The sequence below is a fragment of the Mesorhizobium kowhaii genome (genome assembly GCF_042431665.1).
In the GTDB taxonomy this organism is placed as follows: domain Bacteria; phylum Pseudomonadota; class Alphaproteobacteria; order Rhizobiales; family Rhizobiaceae; genus Mesorhizobium; species Mesorhizobium kowhaii.
This window is the reverse complement of the sequence record NZ_JBHLYT010000005.1, coordinates 429,764-447,238: the sequence shown is the minus strand read 5'-3', so window position 1 is coordinate 447,238 and position 17,475 is coordinate 429,764. Positions and strand designations below refer to the sequence as shown.

The window sequence follows — 17,475 nt, the reverse complement described above, 5'->3', positions numbered from 1 at the left end:
GGCAATTCCGGCGCATGAAGAATGCTGGCAGGCTGGTTCGTGCCCGATATGGGTATTTTCTTCGCCTCCGACAACGGAAACACGAGGGAAAAACCCGACTCAGGCCTTGTTTCTCTTGGCTAAGACGTCGTCGATGATCGCCATGGCCGCAAGAAACGCGGCTTCTATAGCCATTTCGCTGGTATCAAGCAAGTGCGCGTCTACGGCCGGCTTCAGCGGAGAGTCGGCGCGGCCCATGTCGCGCTCGTCGCGGCGCACGATATCGGCGAGGATTTCGGTGAAATCAGCGGTGCCGCCGATGCTCTCGATCTCGGCCAGCCGGCGTCGTGCCCGCACCTCGGCGCTCGCCGTCACATAGAGTTTTATGTCGGCGTCGGGGCAGACGACGGTGCCGATGTCGCGGCCGTCGAGCACCGCGCCTGGCGGCGTCTTGGCGAATTCGCGCTGCTTTTCCACCAGGATGCGCCGCACGGAAGGAAACACCGCGACCTTCGAGGCCGCCTCGCCGACCGCATGCGCTGATAGCACCGCCCGGTCGAGCTTCGCCAGATCGACCTGGCGCGCTGCGGTTTCGGCCGCCGAGACATTCTCGAGCGGCAGTGCGTGCTGGATCAGCGCGTAGGCCACCGCACGATAGGTGAGGCCGGTGTCGAGCAGGTTCAGCCGGTAGTGGTCGGCGAGCCGGCGGGCCAGCGTGCCTTTTCCGGCGCCGGCGGGGCCGTCGATGGCGATGGTGAAGACGTGTGTCATCGGTGGCCCACCATGTCCGAACCCGAAAAGGGCAACGATCCGGACAGAGGGGGGCGCTGTCCCTCCGACGTTCTAGTTTGGCCCCAATCTCCCAGGGTTGCGATTGCCATCAACCGTTACCCAATCTCCGCGCCCAGCCCCTTCATCAGCCCCATGAATTCCGGAAAACTGGTCGCGATCATCGCCTGATCGTCGATGGTGACCGGCTTTTCTGTCGCCAGCCCCATGACCAGAAAGCTCATGGCGATGCGGTGGTCGAGATGGGTCTGCACGGTCGTGTCCTGGCCGTTGGGATGACCGCCGAGGCCTTTGCCGCCCGGTCTGCCGCGCACCGCAAGCGATGCTTCGCCCTCGGTGCAGTCGACGCCGTTGAGCTTCAGCCCATTGGCGACCGCCGACAGCCGGTCGGATTCCTTCACCCGCAGCTCTTCCAGCCCCTGCATCAGCGTTTCGCCCTCGGCGAAGCTGGCAGCGACGGCGAGCACGGGATATTCGTCGATCATCGACGGCGCCCGTTCGGGCGGCACGGTGACCCCCTTCAACTCGGAGTAGCGCACGCGCAGATCGGCGACATCCTCGCCGCCGGCATTGCGCGGGTTGAGGATGTCGATCTTGCCGCCCATTTCCTGCAGCGTCAAAAGCAGGCCGGTGCGGGTCGGGTTCATCAGCACGTTTTCGATGACGATGTCGGAACCCGGCACGATCAGTGCGGCCACCAGCGGGAAGCCGGCCGAGGACGGGTCGCCAGGCACCGCGATCGTCTGGCCAGTCAGCTTGCCCTGGCCTTCGATGAAAATATGGCGCACGCCGCGTTCATCGGTCTCGACCGACAGATTGGCGCCAAAGCCTTTCAGCATCTTTTCGGTGTGGTCGCGCGTCATGACAGGCTCGATGACGGTGGTGATGCCCGGCGTGTTCAAGCCGGCCAGCAGCACCGCCGACTTCACCTGCGCCGAGGCCATCGGCACGCGGTAGGTGATCGGTGCGGCATGCTTGGGCCCATGCAGCGTGATCGGCATGCGGTCGCCCGGCGTCGCCTTCAGCACCTGCACGCCCATCTGGCGCAAGGGTTCGAGCACGCGGCCCATCGGCCGGCCCGACAGCGAGGCGTCGCCGATGAACGTCGTTTCCATGTCATAGGTGCCGACCAGGCCCATGGTCAGCCGCGAGCCGGTGCCGGCATTGCCGAAATCGAGCGGGCCTTCCGGCTGCAGCAGCGCGCCGTTGCCGGTGCCGCGGATCACCCATTCGGCGCCGCGCTTCTCGATATGCGCGCCCATCGCCTTCATGGCCGCACCGGTGCGCATCACGTCCTCGCCCTCAAGCAGGCCGGTGATGCGGGTCTCGCCGGAGGCGAGGCCGCCGAACATGAAGGAGCGGTGCGAGATCGATTTGTCGCCCGGCACGCGGGCGGTGCCGGCAAGGGCTGATGATTTGCGGGCGGTGGCCGACTTTGGGGCGGCGGCGTGAGACATGGAATTTCCCTGGACGGAATGCCGGCGGGCCGGCGCTTTTCATTTGTTGCGGCGGTCTCGTATCACGGCGGGCCGAAATGGTCATCCCCCATGGTCGTCATCGACGCGAGGCCTTTCATTGCATGGTTTTGTGACGCCGGCTTTTCGCTTTGACAGCGCTGCAAACTGTGGTTAAGGGGACCACTCTTTTATTGACGAGGCTTGCCGTGGCAAAAACCGAACTTGGCACAAAACGCATCGACCCGGAGACGGGCCGAAAATTCTACGACCTGAACAAGGACCCGATCGTCTCGCCCTACACGGGCAAGACCTATCCGCGTTCCTATTTCGAGGAAGGCAAGATCGCCGCCCTCGAGGAGGAAGAGGAAGTGGCCGAGAAGGAAGTGGACGCCGAGGAAGAAGAGGGCGTTGAGGTCGTCTCGCTCGAAGAGGCCGACGAGGACGTCAAGGCCGACGACCTGCCGGATCTTGGCGACGACGAGGACGACGTCGACCTCGGCGACGACGAGGATGACACCTTCCTTGCCGACGAAGAGGAAGAAGATGACGACGTCGCCGACATGATCGGCGTTGGTGACGACGACGACGAGGTCTGATCGACCTTCAAACCAGGCGTTTGCAGGCTTTCGTGGCCTGTGAAGAAAAAGCGGCTCTTGAAGGCTTGATATTGACGAAAGGCGGGGTTAGAAGCCGCCTGCACTAACGGCGCGGTCTCCAACCCGCGCCGGATCTCTTCGCCGGAAACGGCGCCGGTTGACTGCCGGAAGTGGGGCCATAGCTCAGTTGGGAGAGCGCTTGAATGGCATTCAAGAGGTCGTCGGTTCGATTCCGATTGGCTCCACCAAGTTCTCTCTAGGTCGTTGATTTTCCTAGAAGCCCTTTGATTTCAAGACTCTATTCTACGAACGTGGTCCACATTGGTGGTACACACGCAGGAAAGTCAGTGCCTTGTCGGGCGTCACCTCTCCTACTTCGCAGGAATGTCTACTGGTTTCGGTTGCGCGTCCCGGCGCTGACACCAAGCTTAGCCAGATAGGCTGGCGCCTTGCGTTCGGGAGTTGGTCGAACCCCTTCAAAAGCTGCCAGGCAATGCGACGAAGCACTTTCCTGAAGCCATCATCTTCGAAGCCGTTCAACTGGCTACTGAATGCGATGGATTTGGGATGAAACCTTGCCCCGTCGAGCAGGCAGACCAATCGAGCAGCCGAGAGAGCGGGTATGGGGAGCGTTCGATTTCCTTCCCGCACGCGCTCATTTCGAGTAAAGCTATGACTGGGCGCCTTCCGATCGCGCGGGGACGGCGCTGTTAGGTGGCGGCGAGACCCTGATCGGCTTTGATTGCAGCGTTTGCCATCTAAGATTGCGTGCTTCGAGGCTGGAACATGGAACACAGGCTCGCGGCGGTGCTGGCAGCCGACATGGCTGGATACTCTCGGCTCATGGAAGCCGACGAGAGGGGCACCCTTGCGCGGCTCAAAACGCACCGGATCGAACTCATCGATCCGGCAATCGCCAAGAACCAGGGCCGCATCATCAAAACCACCGGTGACGGCATGCTGGTCGAGTTCCAGAGCGTGGCAGATGCCGTGCGCTGCGCCGCGGAGGTGCAGATCCGCATGCGCCGTCGCAACGCCGACGTGCCGGATGCCGGACGTATTCAGTTCCGGATCGGCATCAATCTCGGCGACATCATCTTCGATGAGGGCGACATTTATGGCGACGGCGTGAATGTCGCCGCCCGGCTGGAGCAAATGGCCGAAGTGGGCGGGGTGTGCGTCACCCAGGCCGTGTACGAACAGGTCTTCGACCGGCTCGAAATCACGTTCGAGGACCTTGGCGAGAAGGCCCTGAAGAACATCTCTCGCCCGATACGGGTCTGGCGCGCGGTGCTGGACGATGCAGCCGATCCGCGAGCGGGGGACGGCTCGGCCCGGCGCAGCGTGGTGAAGCCGTCGATTGCGGTCCTGCCATTCGCTAATATGAGCGGCGAATCCGAACAGGAATTTTTCGTTGATGGTCTGACCGAGGATATCATCACGGAACTTTCGCGCCGGCACGAGCTGTTCGTCATCTCGCGCAACTCCACCTTCGTCTACAAAGGGCAGTCGGTAAACCTCCGTGAAATCGCCCGGAAGCTGGGCGCGCAATACCTGGTGGAGGGCAGCGTCCGCAAATCGGGCGATCAGCTCAGGGTGACAGCGCAGCTGCCACCGATACACACATCTGGGCCGAGCGATACGACCGCAAGCTCGACGATGTTTTCGCCATTCAGGACGAACTAACCGCAGCGATCGTGGCCACGCTGCCAGGCCGCGTCGAAGCCGCGCAGCAGGATCTCGTGGCGCGCAAAACACCTGCCAACATGGCAGCATACGAATGCGTGCTCGCGGCCAAGGTCCGCCACCATCGCAGCAATCGAGCCGAGAATGAGGAGGCGCTGAAGCTGGTGACACGAGCGCTAGAACTCGACCCCGAATACGCGCATGCCCATGCCTGGCGGGGCTGCATCCTAGGGCAAGCTTGGGGCTACGGCTGGTGCGCTGATAAGGACGCCGCTTTCGACGAAGTCGTCCGTGAGCTTGAGTTGGCGCAAGCACTGGACAGCAACGATGCGGACGTCCAACGGATATTGGCAGCCATTAGCATCAGCCGCAACGATCTGACGAAGGCTCGGCACCACCAGGAGCGGGCTCTCGCACTCAATCCAAACTACGATCTCGTCGTGGTCCAGCACGGCGAGCTTTTGACTTGGCTCGGTCGCCCCAAGGAAGGAGCCCACTGGATTCGCAAGGCGATGCAGTTGAACCCTCACCACCCGGAACGCTTCTGGAGCCATCTTGGGAAAGCTCACTTTACAGCCCACGAATATTCCGAAGCAATCGAGGCCTTCATGCATCTGTCGAAGATGGATGCCAACCAACACGCCTTTGTCGCGGCGGCCTATCACTGGCTGGGCGATCGGACCGCTGCGTCCGCTCACCTCGCTCAAATAGACAAGGTCGATCCGGAATTTACGATTGATGCTTTCGTCTCTACCCTGCACTACGAGAACGAGGCGGATCTTCATCATCTAGTTGATGGACTGAAGTCTCCCGAAGTGGCGCAGGTGAGAGTATAGTATTCGAACCTCGCGAGCCTCCTTGTCCAGGCGCGCCTGCGCGTCTGAAGGCCGCTCCCATCACCACTCGGCGAAGGAACCGTCCTTGTGGCGCCAGATCGGGTTGCGCCAGCGGTGACCTTCCTTGGCGCGCTCCTTGACGTAGTCCTCGTCGATCTCGACGCCGAGGCCCGGGCCATCGGGAATGGCGACATAACCATCCTCGTAGCGGAAGACATCCTTGTTGGCGGCGTAGTCGAGCAGGTCGTTGGCGGCGTTGTAGTGGATGCCGAGGCTCTGCTCCTGGATGAAGCAGTTGTAGCTCACTGCATCGAGTTGCAGGCAGGCGGCAAGCGCGATCGGCCCGAGCGGGCAGTGCGGCGCCACGGCCACGTCATAGGCTTCGGCCATCGCCGCGATCTTGCGGCATTCGGTGATGCCGCCGGCATGCGACAGGTCGGGCTGGATGATGTCGACAACGCCTTCCTCGAACACCGACTTGAAGTCCCAGCGGCTGTAGAGCCGCTCGCCGAGCGCAATCGGCGTCGAGCCAAGCGCGGCGATCTCTTTCAAGGCTTCGCGGTTTTCGCTCAGCACCGGCTCCTCGATGAACATCAGCCTGTAGGGCTCGAGCTCCTTGACCAGGATGCGCGCCATCGGCCGGTGCACGCGGCCGTGGAAATCAACGGCAATGCCGATGTTGGGGCCGACGGCCTCGCGCACCATGGCGACGCGCTCCACAGCGGCATCGATTCTGTCGTGGCTGTCGACGATCTGCAGTTCCTCGGTGCCGTTCATCTTGAGCGCCAGGAAGCCGCGCGCCACCACTTCCCTGGCGCCGGCGGCGACTTCGGCCGGCCGGTCACCGCCGATCCAGGAATAGACCTTGATGCTGTCACGCAGCTTGCCGCCGAGCAGTTCATGCACAGGCACACCGAGCGCCTTGCCCTTGATATCCCACAGCGCCTGGTCGATGCCGGCAATCGCGCTCATCAGGATCGGCCCGCCACGGTAGAAGCCGCCGCGATGCATCACCGTCCAGTGGTCCTCGATCAGCCGCGGGTCCTTGCCGATGAGATAATCACCCAGCTCCTTGACCGCCGCCTCGACGGTCAGCGCCCGGCCTTCGACGACCGGCTCGCCCCAGCCGGTGACGCCGGCATCGGTCTCGATCTTCAGGAACAGCCAGCGCGGCGGAACGATGTAGGTGGTGAGCGAGATGATTTTCATGCGCTGTCTCAGTTCTTCTTGAGTTTCTTGGCGCTGACGAGGTCGCGCGCCGCAAGGTCGAGGATTCTGTTCGCCGCGCCGCGCGCCGCCTCGGCGTCGCGCATGCGCAGCGCCTCGACCACCTCGCGATGCGCCGCCACCGCTTCCATGCGCCGGTCGAGCGAAATCGTCGCCGTCGCTTCCAGCGAGAATTTGAGGCCGGTGTCGATCAAATTGCCGATCTGGCGAAAGATCGGATTGTGGCTCGCGGCATAGACGATCTGGTGGAAGGCGATGTCGGAGCGCGAGAACATCACGAGGTCCTCGCCGGCGCCGGCCATGCCGCGCCAGGCCGCTTCGAGATCGGCGATCTCCTGCAGTGTCGCGCGCGTCGCGGCAAGCTCGGCGACCAGCGGTTCGATGGCCCGGCGTGTTTCCAGGATGGCGTCGAAGAGCTTGTCGTCCAGCGCGTGCGGTGCATGCCAGGCCAGCACCTGAGGGTCGATGATGTTCCAGTCGTCCTCGTTGCAGACGATGGTGCCGACGCGCGGCCGCGACAACACCAGCCCCTTGGCGGCTAGCACCTTCAGGGCCTCGCGGATGACGGTGCGGCTGACGCCATACTCGACGCCAAGTTCGTTTTCGGTCGGCAAGGAGGATCCGGCCGGATAGCGTCCGGAAAAGATGTCCGAGGCCATCGCCTTGGTCACGTCAGGCATGACGCGCGGGCGACGGGTCGTCGTGTCGCCCGGTGTCTTCTTCGAAATCTCGGTCACCTCAGCCCTCCTCCAAGGCGGCGAACCTGCCAGTTCGCACAACTGGCCCGGCATTAGCCGATGCCGATGCGTTGCGCCAGCGATCGCTGGTCAGAGCATGTACATTAATTATCATACCAGATCAATTGACGAGTATGATAAAAGCGACTAGAGACTCCGGTATCCGGGCTGAGCGCCCGGCCTATCGCTGGGAGGAAATCATGCGACTTTTGAAGACCGCGCTCGTCGCGGGCGCGCTTGCCGTGCTGTCCGTCACGACCATCGCTGCATATGCTCAGGACACCAAGATCGGCTTTATCGTTAAACAGCCCGAGGAACCCTGGTTCCAGGACGAATGGAAGTTCGCTGACCAGGCCGCCAAGGAAAAGGGGTTCACCCTCGTCAAGATCGGCGCCGAGGACGGTGAGAAGCTGATGTCGGCGATCGACAATCTCGGCGCGCAAGGGGCGCAGGGTTTCATCGTCTGCACGCCGGATGTGAAGCTCGGACCCGGCATCGTCGCCAAGGCCGCCGCCAACAATCTCAAGCTGATGACCGTCGACGACCGTCTGGTCGGTGCCGACGGCAAGGCGCTGGAAGACGTGCCGCATATGGGCATCTCGGCCACCAAGATCGGCGAGGCCGTCGGCCAGGCGATCGTCGATGAAATGAAGGCGCGCGGCTGGAAGGCCGACGAGGTCGGCGCCATCCGCGTCTCCTATGATCAGCTGCCGACGGCGGTCGATCGTGTCGAAGGCGCCATCTCGGTGCTGAAGGCGAATGGCTTCAAGGCCGAGAACATCTTCGACGCGCCGCAGGCCAAGACCGACACGGAAGCCGCACTCAATGCCGCGACGGTCGTGCTCAACGCCCATGCCGACATCAAGAAGTGGGTTTCCTTCGGCCTCAATGACGAAGCCGTTCTGGGCGCTGTGCGCGCCTCCGAAAGCGTCGGCATTCCGGCGGACGGCATGATCGGCGTCGGCATCGGCGGCGCGGATTCGGCGATCAACGAGTTCAAGAAGCCTACCGCCACGGGCTTTGTCGGCACCGTGATCATCTCGCCGAAGCGCCATGGCTACGAGACGGCGCTCAACATGTATGACTGGGTTGCCAACAACAAGGAGCCGGAGAAGCTGATCCTGACTTCCGGTGCGTTGGCCAAGCGCGACGACTATCAGAAGGTACGCCAGGGCCTCGGCATCGAATAATCCTCCCTGTACAAACAGGCGGCGGCTCATCCCGCCGCCTGTTTCCCATGGCACAGAAGGATCGGTGCGTGTCCTTTCTCGACTTCTCCCACATCACCAAGACCTATCCGGGCGTCAAAGCGTTGTCGGACGTCTCGTTCGGCGTCGACAAGGGCGCCGTGCATGGGCTGATGGGCGAAAACGGGGCGGGCAAATCCACCCTGATCAAGATCCTGTCCGGCGACCAGCATGCCGATGAGGGCGAGATAAGCATCGACGGCAAGGTCCAGGCCTATGCCTCGACCCGGGATGCCTTCGACAATGGCGTCATCGTCATTCACCAGGAACTGCAGCTCGTTCCCGAACTCACCGTTGCCGAAAACCTCAGCCTCGGCCGCTTTCCCACCAGCGCCGGCATCATCGCAGGCCGCCGGATGCTGGAAGACGTCGGCGCCAAGCTGAAATCGGCCGGCATCGACATCGACATGCGCCGCAAGGTCAAGACGCTGTCCATCGGCGAGCGCCAGATGGTCGAGATCGCCAAGGCGATCATGCTCGACGCGCGCGTCATCGCGCTGGACGAGCCGACTTCATCGCTGTCCTCGCGCGAAAGCGAAATTCTGTTTGCCCTGATCGATCGCCTGCGCGGCGAGGGCAAGGTCATCATCTACGTGTCACACCGGCTCGACGAGGTGTTCCGGCTCTGCGACAGCCTGACGGTGCTGCGCGACGGCAAGCTCGCGGCGAACCATGCATCGCTGAAAGATGTCACCCGCGATCAGGTCGTCGCCGAAATGGTCGGCCGCGAAATCTCGGACATTTGGGGTTTTCGCCCGCGCAAGGCAGGCGATATCCGGCTGAAGGTCGAGGCCCTGTCAGGGGCAAAGCTGAGGACGCCGGCCAGCTTCGAGGCCCGCGCCGGCGAGATCGTTGGCTTCTTCGGCCTGATCGGTGCCGGCCGCTCGGAACTGATGCGGCTGGTCTTCGGCGCCGATCCGCGAACGGGCGGCGCCATCACTGTCGACGGCAAGGGGATCCACGCCACCGATCCGCATGGCGCAATCCGGGCCGGCATCGTGCTGTGCTCGGAAGATCGCAAGCATGACGGCATCATCCAGGGCCGCTCGATCGAGGAAAACATCAACATCTCGTCGCGGCGCCATCACACGCGCTTTGGCGTCTTGAACCGCGCCAGCGAGATCGCGACCGCCGAAACCTTCATCAAGAAGCTCAAGGTGCGCACGCCCTCGCGCAATCAGGACATCATCAACCTCTCCGGCGGCAACCAGCAGAAGGTCATCCTTGGCCGCTGGCTGTCCGAGCAGGGCGTGCGGGTTCTCATCGTCGATGAGCCGACGCGCGGCATCGACGTCGGCGCCAAATCGGAAATCTACGAACTGCTCTACCAGCTTGCCGAGACCGGCATGGCGATCGTCGTGGTCTCGTCCGAACTGCCGGAGGTGATGGGCATCTGCGACCGCATCCTGGTGATGTGCGGCGGGCGCATCAGCGCCGAACTCACCCGCCACCAGTTCGCCGAGAAGGCGATCTTGGCCGCCGCCCTTCCCGACAAGAAAACCCCCGACGCGATCGCATCCTGAGGACCTCTGCCATGACCGATCAGTTGAAGAAGATCCTGCTCGGCGAACAGGGGCTCGTCGTCATCTTCCTCGTTGCCTTCGCGCTGGTGTCGGCTCTGGTGCCGAACTTCCTCACCGACCGCAACATGCTCGGCCTGCTGCAGTCTGTGGTCACCGTCGGCATCGTCGGCTGCACCATGATGTTCTGCCTTGCAGCGCGTGACTTCGACCTGTCGGTCGGCTCCATCGTCGCCTTTGCCGGCATGGTCGCGGTGATGGCGTCGAACGCCACCGGTTCGATCCTGCTCGGACTTCTCTCAGCAATCGCCTGCGGCGCCTTCGTCGGCTTCATCAACGGCGTCGTCATCGCCAAATTTCGCATCAACGCGCTGATCACCACGCTTGCCACCATGCAGATCGTGCGCGGTTTCGCCCTGATCGCGTCCGACGGCCGCGCCGTCGGCATCAACAGCCCGGATTTCTACCAGCTCGCGCTGTCGAAATTGTTGGGCATACCGACGCCGATCTGGGTGCTGGCCGTTCTCTTCGGCATTTTCGGCTTTGTGTTGAACCGCACCGTCTTCGGCAAGAACACGCTCGCCATCGGCGGCAATCCGGAGGCTTCGCGGCTTGCCGGCGTCAATGTCGACAGGACGCGCATCTGGATATTTACGCTCCAGGGCGTCGTCTGCGGCATCGCCGGCATCCTGCTGGCATCGCGCATCACCTCGGGTCAGCCCAACGCGGCGGTCGGGCTGGAGCTTTCGGTCATCTCGGCCTGCGTGCTCGGCGGCGTCTCGCTTGCCGGGGGCCGCGCCACCATGTCGGGCGTCATCGTCGGCGTGCTGATCATGGGCATCGCCGAAAACGCCATGAACCTGCTCAACATCCCGGCCTTCTACCAGTACATCGTGCGTGGCGTTATTTTGCTCCTCGCGGTGCTGCTCGACAATCTGCGTTCCTCGGCACTAGGGCGGCGTTGAGCGAGGGCCGGCGCGGGATTTGCAATGACCGTCTTCGACTGGAGTGACCAAAATGGCTGAGCGCCTGTCCGGCAAACGCATCTTCCTGACGGGCGCCGCACAAGGCATCGGGTTGGCCATCGCCGAGGCCTGTCTTGCTGAAGGGGCAAGGCTGTTTCTGATCGATCGCGACGACGCGTTGCTGGATAAGGCCGTCGCGGGCCTCGCCGCACCAAAAGGCGATGTCGGGCATACCGCAGCCGACATCAGCGATTGGGCGGCGATTGCTGTGGCTGTCAGCCGGGCAAACGATGAAATCGGCCCGATAAATGCTCTGATCAACAATGCCGGGGTCAATGTATTCTCGACGCCGCTCGAGGCGACCGAGGAAGAGTGGAACCGCAATTTCGATGTCAACGTCAAGGGCGCCTGGAACTGCAGCAAGGCAGTCTTGCCGGGTATGATCGCAAGCGGCGGCGGCGCCATCCTCAACATCGCCTCGACGCATAGCTTCACCATCATTCCGCACACCTTCCCCTATCCCGTCGCCAAGCACGCGCTGCTCGGCCTCACCAAATCGCTGGCGCTCGAATATGCGGGGCAGGGCGTGCGGGTGAACGCGCTGGCGCCGGGCTATGTCGAGACGCAGAAGGCGATCGACTACTGGAACAGTTTTGCCGATCCGGCGGCAGCGCGCGCCAACACCATGGCGCTGCATCCCGGCGGCCGCATCGCTTCTGCGCGCGAGATCGCGCTTGCCGCGGTGTTCATGATTTCCGACGAGTGTCCGTTCATGAACGCGGCCAGCCTCGTCGTCGATGGCGGGCTGAGCCAGCTGCAGCATCCCGCCTGAACGCTGGGCAAAGCCATGACCAAGAGACGATCGCAGCACTGGTTCGGCGGTTTGGGCAAGGACGCCTTCATCCACCGCAGCTGGATGAAGAACAACGGCCTGCCCGACGATGCTTTCGATGGCCGCCCGGTGATCGGCATCTGCAACACATTCTCCGAATTCACCCCTTGCCATGTGCACTTTCGTGGCCTGATCGAGCACATCAAGGCCGGTGTGCTGGAGGTCGGCGGCCTGCCGCTCGAATTCCCGGTCTTCTCCTGCGGCGAATCCAATCTACGGCCGACGGCGATGCTGTTCCGCAACCTCGCCTCGATGGACGTCGAGGAGGCGATCCGTGGCAATCCGATGGACGGCGTCGTGCTGATGGCCGGCTGCGACAAGACCACACCGTCGCTGGTGATGGGCGCAGCTTCCTGCGACCTGCCGTCGATCGTCATCTCCGGCGGGCCGATGCTCAATGGCCGCTTCCAGGGCCGCGAGATCGGTTCCGGTACCGATGTGTGGAAATTCTCCGAGGATGTGCGCGCCGGCGTGATGAGCGAACAGGATTTCGCCAATGTCGAGAGCGCCATGTCGCGCTCGCCCGGTCACTGCATGACCATGGGCACAGCCTCGACCATGGCCTCGATGGTCGAGGCGCTGGGCCTGGCGCTGCCCGGCAACGCCGCCTATCCCGCCGTCGACGCGCGCCGCAGCCGCATCGCCCGCATGACGGGGCGGCGCATCGTCGAGATGGTCAATGAGGATTTGCGCCCATCGGCGATCCTCAAGAAGGAGGCCTTTGCCAACGCCATCCGCGTCAATGGCGCCATCGGCGGCTCGACCAACGCGGTCGTGCACCTGCTCGCCATCGCCGGCCGGGTCGGCACCGAGCTTACGCTGGACGATTGGGACCACTATGGCCGCGACGTGCCGACCATCCTCGACCTGATGCCGTCCGGCCGCTTCCTGATGGAAGATTTCTGCTACGCCGGCGGCATTCCGGCTGTCATGAAGGAGATCGCCGACCTGCTCGATCTCGATGCGCTGACGGTCACCGGCAAGAGCGTGGGCGACAACATCGCCGACGCCAGGAATGACAATCCGCAGGTGATCCGCCCGCGCGACAAGGCGCTTACCGCCCAGGGCGGGATCGCTGTGCTGCGCGGCAATCTGGCGCCTGACGGCGCCATCATCAAACCGTCGGCCGCCTCGCCGGGGTTGATGAAGCATCGCGGCCGCGCCGTCGTTTTCGAGGATATCGACGACTACAAGGCGCGCGTCGACGATCCCTTGCTCGACATCGACGAGAGCTCGATCATGGTGCTGAAGAATTGCGGCCCCAAGGGCTATCCGGGGATGGCCGAGGTCGGCAACATGGCGCTGCCGCAGAAGCTGCTCAAGCAAGGCATCCGCGACATGATCCGCATCTCCGATGCCCGCATGTCGGGCACCGCCTTCGGCACCGTCGTGCTGCACGCGGCACCCGAAGCCGCTATCGGCGGCCCGCTGGCGTTGGTCAGGAGCGGCGACATCATCGAGCTCGATCTCGAAGCGCGCAAGCTGCATCTCGACGTGTCCGAGCAGGAACTCGCGAGACGGCGCGAGTCCTGGCTGCCGCCCGTACTGGCGATGCGCGGCGGCTATCAGGGCCTCTACGTCGACCGTGTGCTGCAAGCGGATCGTGGCGCCGACCTCGATTTTCTCGTCGGCAGCCGTGGCCACGCCATCCCGCGCGAGAGCCATTGAGGTCGAACGCAATGGCAAACTTCCGGCCCGATGATTTCCATGGCATCCACGCCATCCTCTACGCGCTGTTCGATGCGCATGAAAAACTCGACCGCGCGGCAATGCGCAAGCAGGTCGAGATCTGCCTGGCGACCGGCGTGCATGGCATGGCGGCGCTCGGCCTGGCGACGGAAGTCGCCAAGCTGACCGAAGCCGAGCGCCGGACGATCATGGACTGGACGGCGCAAGATACCGCCGGGAAAGTGCCGCTCGCCTTCGCCATTTTCGGCTCTTCTGTTGCCGAGCAGGTATCCCAGGTTCGCCACGCCGAAAGCGTCGGAGCCGACTGGGTGATCCTGCAGCCGCCACCCGTCGGGTCCTATGGCGCATCGGAATACATCAAGTTCTTCGGCCGCGTCGCCGAAGCGACCGACCTGCCGGTGGCGATCCAGAATGCGCCGGCGTTTTTCGGGCGCGGCCTGACATCGGACGAAATCCGCGAACTGGTGACACTTCATCCCAACATCCGACTGATCAAGGGCGAAGGCCCGGTCACCGACATCGCCGGATTGATCGAACGCACCGAAGGCCGCATTCCGGTCTTCAACGGGCGCGGCGGTTTGGAGCTGATCGACAATTTCCGTGTCGGTTGCCGCGGCATGATCCTGGCGCCGGATTGCATCGACCTTGCCGTGCGCGCCTACAATGCATTCCGCACCGGAGACGAAGCAGCGGCCGAAACCCAATATGCAAAAATGCTGCCGGCGGCGGTCTTCGTCATGCAGGGAATCGAGAACCTGATCTGCTACGGCAAGCGGCTGTTTGGCGCCCGTGCCGGCATCCCGATACACGACCGGACTCCAGCGATGCGGCCCAGCGATGCTGGCCTTGCGATGGTGGCGCGCTTCGCTGCCCATCTCGGCCGATTGCCGGGCTGATGCCGAACGCCCGAGGCCTTTGTGCGCTGGACGAACCGGGGTTGGCGCCACCGCCTGAGGAGAGAAATTCTAATCACCGTCGCGGATTTAGAATAAACTAACTCTACAGAATTTGTAGAATAAGCAATCTGCACTGGCGATCTGGTTTCCACCCGGACAGGACCACGCCATGCCCACCCCTTTGCGCCCGCTCTCAACCCCATCTGCCATAGCCGGTCGCCGCCAGACCGCGGGAGGCAAGCCATGACCTGGGACATTCCAGACCGCATCAAGGTGCTCTGGTTCCTGCCGACGCATGGCGACAGCCGCTATCTCGGCACATCGGAAGGCGGCAGGTCCGTCGATCTGCCCTATCTGACGCAGGTGGCAAAGGCCGCCGACACGCTGGGTTATTACGGCGTGCTGTTGCCGACCGGCCGGGCCTGCGAGGATTCCTGGGTGATCGCCTCGGCGCTGGTGCCGCTGACCGAGCGCTTGCGTTTCCTCGTCGCCGTGCGGCCCGGCCTGCAATCGCCAACGCTCGCCGCCCGCATGACCGCGACGCTCGACCGCATCTCCAATGGCCGCCTGCTGATCAATGTCGTCACCGGCGGCGATCCGCTCGAGAACAAGGGCGACGGCATCTTCCTGTCGCATGCCGAGCGCTACGAGGTGACGCAGGAATTCCTGCAGATCTATAAGCGCGTGCTGAGCGGCGAGACGGTCGCACATGAGGGCAAGCATTTCCGCATCGAGGACGGCCGGCTGCTGTTTCCACCGGTGCAGACGCCGTACCCGCCGCTCTATTTCGGCGGCTCGTCCGACGCCGGATCCGTGGTGGCGGCTCAGGAAATCGACAAATACCTGACCTGGGGCGAGCCGCCCGCCGATGTCGAGCGCAAGCTCGACGGCGTGCGTGAACTGGCCGAGAAGGCCGGCCGCAAGCTCTCCTTCGGCATTCGCCTGCATGTCATCGCGCGCGAAACCACCGAACAGGCCTGGGCCGCGGCGGACAGCCTCATCAGCCGGCTCGACGATGCGACGATCGCCTCGGCGCAAAAGGTCTTTGCCCGTATGGATTCGGTCGGCCAGGCGCGAATGAGTGCGCTGCATGGCGGCAACCGCGCCAAGCTCGAGATCGCGCCCAATTTGTGGGCCGGCGTCGGCCTGGTGCGCGGCGGCGCCGGGACGGCACTTGTCGGCGACCCCGACACGATTGCCGAACGCATCGACGAATACCGGCGCCTTGGCATCGACACCTTCATCCTGTCCGGCTACCCGCATCTGGAAGAGGCCTACCGTTTCGGCGAACTGGTGCTGCCGAAACTGCCGACCGATCATCCGGTCAAGGCCGCCGGCTCGTCGGTCAACACCGGCCCGTTCGGCGAGACCATTGCCGGCGATCATCGGCCGAAGTCGCTCGCCAGCGCCTCGTGAACGCGCTCCCTCCGGTCCGCCGATTGCGCGTCGCCATCATCGGCGGCGGCTTTTCCGGCGCCGCGGTGGCCTGGCACCTGGCGCAGGCATCTCGACCGGAGCGCCTGTCGATTTCCGTGATCGAGCCGCGACCGGGGCTCGGCGGCGGCCTTGCCTATTCCAGCGAGGAGCCGGCGCACCGGGTCAATGTCCCGGCGACAAGAATGAGCATGGCTCCTGACGACCCGCAGCACTTTGCGCGCTGGTTGAGCCGCGATGGCGAACTCGAGCGCGACACGGACGCCATCTGGAAGAATGGCGACGTCTATCCGCGCCGGCGCGTGTTCGGCCGTTACGTCGCCGAGCACCTGGCGCCCTGGCTCGGCTCGGGCGCGGTGCGCCACGTCAGCGGTCTCGCCACACATGTCGCACGTGAAGCGGATGGCAGGGGTTGGACCGTGCACACCACCAGCGGACCGGTCGCCGCCGACATTGTCGTCCTGGCGGCGACGCATCCGCTGCCCAATATTCCCGCCGCGCTGGCCTCGCTCGCGGAAGCGCCGGGTTTCATCGCCGATCCGTACGCCCCCGCCGCGCTTGCCGGGATCGGGCGGGATGCGTCGGTGCTGATCGTCGGCTCCGGACTGACCTCGGCCGACATGGCCGCCGAACTCTATCGCCGTGGCCATCGCGGCCGCATCCTGGCGCTGTCTCGCCGCGGGCTGCGCTCGCGCGGCCACCCGGACATCAGGGGCGAGCCGTTCGGCGACTTTGCGTCCGCGCCGGCCACAACGGCGCTGCGGCTGCTCAAGACCATCCGCGCCACGCTGGCCGCGGCACACGCGGCCAACGTCAACTGGCAGTCCGTCTTCGACCAGCTGCGCCTGCAGGGGCCTGTGCTGTGGGCCGGGCTTGCTCCGCCGGAGCGGGCAAGGCTGGTCCGCCAACTGCGCGTGTTCTGGGACGTGCATCGCTTCAGGATCGCACCGCAGGTCGCGGCCGTGCTCGACCGCCGCCATGCAGCCGGCACATTCGACAACATTGCCGCCAGGCTTGTCGCATCGAACCATGAGCATGACAGCCTGGCGGTCAGCTTTCAACGGCGCGGGCAAACGCGGATCGAGACGGCCCGCTTCGATGCTGTCATCAACACCACGGGCCCGGCGCATGGGCAGGCGCTACAGCTCAACCCGGCATTGCGTTCGCTGACCGAGGCCGGGCTGATCGGAGCGGACCCCTACGGGCTGGGTATCGAGACAAGTCGCGACAGCCGCGCCGTCGGCCGGGACGGCAGGGCGGTCACGACACTCTTTGTCGCCGGTCCGCTGGCGCGAGGGACTTTCGGCGAACTCATGGGCCTGCCGGAGGTTGCCCGCCATGCCCAGGCGGTCGCGGCCGAGATTGCAAAGCTGCTCGATACGCCAGCCGAGGGCGTCGGCGCCAATACCGGGCACGCTCCGGTCGCGGGCTGACAACCGGAAGCCGGGTCGGCCGGGCAAAAATTGGTATTTCCGTCCCGACAGGGCCTCAAAAACGGAAAATCCTTCTTTGTATATATATTCTA

13 protein-coding genes, 1 tRNA gene and 1 pseudogene are annotated in these 17,475 nt (G+C 63.9%); 11 read left to right on the top strand and 4 right to left on the bottom strand.

Going from position 1 to position 17,475, the window contains the following annotated elements; all coding sequences use genetic code 11:
• Positions 1–99: 99 nt before the first annotated feature.
• Positions 100–750, bottom strand: coding sequence for a (d)CMP kinase (gene cmk, locus ACFFNA_RS05605; protein ID WP_111544914.1), 651 nt, complete (start codon positions 748–750; stop codon positions 100–102).
• A 116-nt stretch (positions 751–866) separates the two neighbouring features.
• Positions 867–2,225 (bottom strand): 3-phosphoshikimate 1-carboxyvinyltransferase, encoded by a 1,359-nt coding sequence (gene aroA, locus ACFFNA_RS05600; protein WP_378916333.1) that lies wholly within the window; start codon positions 2,223–2,225, stop codon positions 867–869.
• Positions 2,226–2,431: 206 nt separating this feature from the next.
• Here aroA and ACFFNA_RS05595 point away from each other — a divergent pair, with 206 nt between their 5' ends.
• The 3 genes and pseudogenes from ACFFNA_RS05595 (at position 2,432) to ACFFNA_RS05585 (ending at position 5,343) form a co-directional block, all read left to right on the top strand.
• The gene (locus ACFFNA_RS05595; protein WP_109665797.1) at positions 2,432–2,821 is read left to right on the top strand and encodes a TIGR02300 family protein; all 390 of its coding nucleotides are present in this window, start codon (positions 2,432–2,434) and stop codon (positions 2,819–2,821) included.
• A gap of 172 nt (positions 2,822–2,993) precedes the next feature.
• A tRNA-Ala gene (locus tag ACFFNA_RS05590) sits at positions 2,994–3,069 on the top strand.
• A gap of 538 nt (positions 3,070–3,607) precedes the next feature.
• Positions 3,608–5,343: pseudogene (locus tag ACFFNA_RS05585) on the top strand (adenylate/guanylate cyclase domain-containing protein).
• A gap of 60 nt (positions 5,344–5,403) precedes the next feature.
• Here the strand turns inward: ACFFNA_RS05585 and dgoD are convergent.
• On the bottom strand, positions 5,404–6,552 hold the full coding sequence (dgoD, locus tag ACFFNA_RS05580; protein WP_111544911.1) for a galactonate dehydratase: 1,149 nt from the start codon (positions 6,550–6,552) through the stop codon (positions 5,404–5,406).
• 8 nt (positions 6,553–6,560) lie between these two features.
• Positions 6,561–7,250, bottom strand: a complete 690-nt coding sequence (locus tag ACFFNA_RS05575; RefSeq protein ID WP_378916409.1) for a FadR/GntR family transcriptional regulator — start codon at positions 7,248–7,250, stop codon at positions 6,561–6,563.
• Positions 7,251–7,507: 257 nt separating this feature from the next.
• On the opposite strand from ACFFNA_RS05575, the gene ACFFNA_RS05570 reads away from it, so the two are divergent.
• From ACFFNA_RS05570 to ACFFNA_RS05535, 8 genes are all read left to right on the top strand, one after another.
• Entirely contained in the window at positions 7,508–8,497 is a 990-nt protein-coding gene (locus ACFFNA_RS05570) for an arabinose ABC transporter substrate-binding protein (protein WP_013891527.1), read from the top strand.
• Positions 8,498–8,565: 68 nt separating this feature from the next.
• Positions 8,566–10,077 (top strand): L-arabinose ABC transporter ATP-binding protein AraG, encoded by a 1,512-nt coding sequence (gene araG, locus ACFFNA_RS05565; protein WP_378916329.1) that lies wholly within the window; start codon positions 8,566–8,568, stop codon positions 10,075–10,077.
• An 11-nt stretch (positions 10,078–10,088) separates the two neighbouring features.
• Positions 10,089–11,039: an L-arabinose ABC transporter permease AraH gene (araH, locus tag ACFFNA_RS05560; RefSeq protein ID WP_378916327.1), complete on the top strand. Its 951-nt coding sequence runs from the start codon at positions 10,089–10,091 to the stop codon at positions 11,037–11,039.
• A 52-nt stretch (positions 11,040–11,091) separates the two neighbouring features.
• A complete protein-coding gene (locus ACFFNA_RS05555; protein WP_111544909.1) occupies positions 11,092–11,871 on the top strand; it encodes an SDR family oxidoreductase in 780 nt (259 codons plus the stop codon).
• A 15-nt stretch (positions 11,872–11,886) separates the two neighbouring features.
• Positions 11,887–13,599: an IlvD/Edd family dehydratase gene (locus tag ACFFNA_RS05550; RefSeq protein WP_378916324.1), complete on the top strand. Its 1,713-nt coding sequence runs from the start codon at positions 11,887–11,889 to the stop codon at positions 13,597–13,599.
• 11 nt (positions 13,600–13,610) lie between these two features.
• On the top strand, positions 13,611–14,516 hold the full coding sequence (locus ACFFNA_RS05545) for a dihydrodipicolinate synthase family protein (RefSeq protein WP_378916321.1): 906 nt from the start codon (positions 13,611–13,613) through the stop codon (positions 14,514–14,516).
• 243 nt (positions 14,517–14,759) lie between these two features.
• Entirely contained in the window at positions 14,760–15,932 is a 1,173-nt protein-coding gene (gene ssuD, locus ACFFNA_RS05540; RefSeq protein ID WP_378916319.1) for an FMNH2-dependent alkanesulfonate monooxygenase, read from the top strand.
• Entirely contained in the window at positions 15,929–17,383 is a 1,455-nt protein-coding gene (locus ACFFNA_RS05535; RefSeq protein WP_378916317.1) for an FAD/NAD(P)-binding protein, read from the top strand. Before ssuD ends, ACFFNA_RS05535 begins: the two co-directional genes overlap by 4 nt.
• The last annotated feature ends 92 nt before the right edge of the window (positions 17,384–17,475 follow it).

What these genes read in the sequence shown, in the direction of transcription:
- ssuD (WP_378916319.1), top strand. Translation starts at nt 14,760, where the DNA reads ATGACCTGGGACATTCCAGACCGCATCAAGGTGCTCTGGTTCCTGCCG.
- aroA (WP_378916333.1), bottom strand. Translation starts at nt 2,225, where the DNA reads ATGTCTCACGCCGCCGCCCCAAAGTCGGCCACCGCCCGCAAATCATCA.
- ACFFNA_RS05545 (WP_378916321.1), top strand. Translation starts at nt 13,611, where the DNA reads ATGGCAAACTTCCGGCCCGATGATTTCCATGGCATCCACGCCATCCTC.
- ACFFNA_RS05575 (WP_378916409.1), bottom strand. Translation starts at nt 7,250, where the DNA reads ATGCCTGACGTGACCAAGGCGATGGCCTCGGACATCTTTTCCGGACGC.
- araH (WP_378916327.1), top strand. Translation starts at nt 10,089, where the DNA reads ATGACCGATCAGTTGAAGAAGATCCTGCTCGGCGAACAGGGGCTCGTC.
- ACFFNA_RS05555 (WP_111544909.1), top strand. Translation starts at nt 11,092, where the DNA reads ATGGCTGAGCGCCTGTCCGGCAAACGCATCTTCCTGACGGGCGCCGCA.
- ACFFNA_RS05550 (WP_378916324.1), top strand. Translation starts at nt 11,887, where the DNA reads ATGACCAAGAGACGATCGCAGCACTGGTTCGGCGGTTTGGGCAAGGAC.
- cmk (WP_111544914.1), bottom strand. Translation starts at nt 750, where the DNA reads ATGACACACGTCTTCACCATCGCCATCGACGGCCCCGCCGGCGCCGGA.
- ACFFNA_RS05570 (WP_013891527.1), top strand. Translation starts at nt 7,508, where the DNA reads ATGCGACTTTTGAAGACCGCGCTCGTCGCGGGCGCGCTTGCCGTGCTG.
- dgoD (WP_111544911.1), bottom strand. Translation starts at nt 6,552, where the DNA reads ATGAAAATCATCTCGCTCACCACCTACATCGTTCCGCCGCGCTGGCTG.